Annotated in this window: 4 protein-coding genes and 1 tRNA gene; 2 read left to right on the top strand and 3 right to left on the bottom strand. The window is 71.3% G+C overall.

Features of this window, described 5'->3' with window-relative positions; translation table 11 throughout:
* Positions 1–80 precede the first annotated feature (80 nt).
* Positions 81–156, bottom strand: a tRNA-Arg gene (locus VGD85_RS20245).
* Between the two features lie 181 nt (positions 157–337).
* On the opposite strand from VGD85_RS20245, the gene VGD85_RS20250 reads away from it, so the two are divergent.
* Together VGD85_RS20250 and VGD85_RS20255 are read left to right on the top strand one after the other, a co-directional pair.
* Positions 338–1,519, top strand: coding sequence for an LCP family protein (locus VGD85_RS20250; protein WP_331065235.1), 1,182 nt, complete (start codon positions 338–340; stop codon positions 1,517–1,519).
* On the top strand, positions 1,516–1,719 hold the full coding sequence (locus tag VGD85_RS20255) for a hypothetical protein (RefSeq protein ID WP_331065236.1): 204 nt from the start codon (positions 1,516–1,518) through the stop codon (positions 1,717–1,719). The genes VGD85_RS20250 and VGD85_RS20255 overlap by 4 nt, the downstream gene beginning before the upstream one ends.
* A gap of 94 nt (positions 1,720–1,813) precedes the next feature.
* Here VGD85_RS20255 and VGD85_RS20260 read toward each other — a convergent pair whose 3' ends face one another.
* Both VGD85_RS20260 and VGD85_RS20265 read right to left on the bottom strand, forming a co-directional pair.
* A complete protein-coding gene (locus VGD85_RS20260) occupies positions 1,814–2,191 on the bottom strand; it encodes an MscL family protein (RefSeq protein ID WP_331065237.1) in 378 nt (125 codons plus the stop codon).
* 9 nt (positions 2,192–2,200) lie between these two features.
* Positions 2,201–2,630 (bottom strand): pilus assembly protein CpaB (locus VGD85_RS20265; protein ID WP_331065238.1); only part of this gene is annotated, 430 nt, incomplete at its 5' end.

Genomic DNA, 2,630 nt, shown 5'->3' on the forward strand with positions numbered 1-2,630 from the left:
GTCGGTCAGGCTCTGCCGCCCCCTGCGTCACACCGGCCTCGACCGCCCCACGGGGCAGTCGCCGCGGCAGACATAGCCGGTGGCGCCCCAGGCCAGAGTCGAACTGGCGACCTTTCGCTTAGGAGGCGGCTGCTCTATCCACTGAGCTACTGGGGCCGCTGCCCGATCGGATCGGGACTCGGCGGACAGTCTTTCACGAGTCCGGGGGCGGTCGGCGACCCCCGGTAGGAGCGTCCCATTTTGTCGACATGTGCCGCTCACAGCGACACTTAAGGTTCGCGACCTACGCTCGCGGTGCTCCGCACCCCGTCCCGCGTCCCCGACCATGAGGTAGCCGATGTCCCACGCTGCGCCCGAAGGCGCCCAGCCGGACGCCGGCGCACCCAAGCGGCGGGCGAAGGCGCGCAAGCGCCACACGGTCGGCAAGGTCCTGCTCGCGACCGCCCTGACCCTCGCGATGGCCACGGGTCTGGGCACGGTGTGGCTCTACCGACACCTCAACGGCAACCTCAGCGTCCTCGACCCGACCGCGCAGCTGTCCAACCGGCCCGACAAGGTCGCGGTCGAGGGGCCGAAGGATCCGCTCAACGTCCTGGTGATGGGCTCCGACAGCCGCGACTGTGCGGGCTGCAACATCGACAACCTCACCGGCGGCGGGCAGCGCTCGGACACCACGATCCTGTTCCACCTCTCCGCGGACCGCGAGCGGGCCTACGGCATCAGCATCCCGCGCGACTCGATCGTCGACCGGCCCGACTGCAGGACCGAGGACGGCGAGACGATCCCGGGCGCCGACAACGTGATGTGGAACGAGGCCTTCGCGCTCGGCGGTCCAGCGTGCACCATCCAGCAGTTCGAGCAGCTCACCGACATCCGGCTCGACCACTTCGTGGTGGTCGACTTCGAGGGCTTCCAGGGCATGGTCGATGCGATCGGTGGCGTCGAGGTGTGCATCCCCGAGCCGATCGTGGACCCGGCCCACGGCATCAACATCGAGGCCGGCACCCGCAAGCTCAAGGGCAAAGAGGCCCTCAACTACGTCCGTGAGCGGTACGTCGTCGGCAACGGCTCGGACATCGGCCGGATGAAGCGCCAGCAGGCGTTCATCGGGTCGATGGCCCACCAGGTCGTGACCGCGGGGACGCTGGCCCGCCCCGACCATCTCGTCGGCTTCCTCAACGCGGCCACCCAGTCGCTGACCGTCGACCCCGGGCTGCAGAACGTGTGGAAGATCGCCAAGCTCGGCGTCGAGTTCAAGGGCATCGGCCTGGACAACATCCAGTTCCTGACGATCCCGAACATCCCCGACCCGGCCGACCCCAACCGGCTGGTCTGGAAGGAGCCGGACGCCAAGCAGGTCTGGCACAAGGTCGCCCTCGACGAGCCGCTGACCAAGAAGCTCAGCGACGGCGTGATCAGCGCCGGCAACCTGCCCGGCTCGGGCAACGGCAGCGGCGGCTCCGGGCAGAAGAGCGAGGCCGACAAGCAGGCGCTCGAGGACGCGGGGCTGTGCACGTGACCGGGGACGGGGACCGCGGCCGGACACCGGACGAGCAGTCCGAGTGGGAGCGGCGCCGGCGCCGCGCGGAGGTGTTCGGCGACGTGCTGCCCGAGACCACCAGCGACGAGCGCGACGACGCCGCGGCGCCGAGCCGCGGCAGCGAGTCGGCGACGGACCGCTGGCTGCGCGAGCAGGTGCCCCCGCACCACGGGTCCTGACCCCTCATCTCGCGCCGAGACACCCGAACTGGCTGCCGAGGGTCGTCCCGGACAGCCAGTTCTGGTGTCTCGACGGCGAACGGCCGCGCGTGGGTCAGACCCCCGGGGTCGATCGACCCTGCTGGGCGGCGAGCAGGTCGCGGATCTCCTCGAGCAGCTTGACGTCCTCGGGGGTGCCGGGCTCGGGGCTGGGGAAGTAGCGCTCCTTCGCGGCGGTGTAGGGCACCACGATGAAGAAGTAGACGACCGCGGCGATGATCACGAACGAGATCACGGCGGTGAGCCAGACGCCGATCGAGATGCCGTGCCAGACGTAGGTCGAGAAGTTCGGGGTGCCGCCGACCTTCCCGATCAGGTCCATGATCAAGCCGACGGTGGCGGTCACCACGGACGCGAACGCGCCGGCCATGATGAAGGCCACGGCCAGCTCGACGAGGTTGCCGCGGAGGATGAAGTTCTTGAATCCGGTCATGCGGGCACGCTAGTCCGGTAGGGCGATCGTGAGGAAGGTGCGCGCCGAGGCGTCCGCGATGCGGGGCACGTCGGCGGGCAGCGCGCCGATCACGACCAGCCGCCCGGGCAGCTCGGCCACGCCGGTGCCCGATCCGGGCTCGGGCAGCGCGAGCACCGGTACGTCGCGGGCCACGACGCCGGCCGGGCCGCCCTGGGGGTCGGCGGAGACCAGGTCGACGCGGTCGCCGACCCGCAGCAGCGCGGCCATCGCGGGATCGGGCAGCCGCACGGGGACCGCGGCGAGCCCGGGATAGCCGGAGGTGAGCGCGGGCCCGACCAGGCGGACGTCGGTCACCGGCTCGCCGGCGCGCAGCGGGGCGGCGAGGGTGCGCCCGGGCACGTCGCGCGACACCCCGTCGGGCACCGACCCGGGAGCGAACCCGACGGTGCGCAGGTCG

The sequence above is a fragment of the Nocardioides sp. genome, assembly GCF_036401255.1.
Taxonomy (GTDB): domain Bacteria; phylum Actinomycetota; class Actinomycetes; order Propionibacteriales; family Nocardioidaceae; genus Nocardioides.

What these genes read in the sequence shown, in the direction of transcription:
- VGD85_RS20250 (WP_331065235.1), top strand. Translation starts at nt 338, where the DNA reads ATGTCCCACGCTGCGCCCGAAGGCGCCCAGCCGGACGCCGGCGCACCC.
- VGD85_RS20260 (WP_331065237.1), bottom strand. Translation starts at nt 2,191, where the DNA reads ATGACCGGATTCAAGAACTTCATCCTCCGCGGCAACCTCGTCGAGCTG.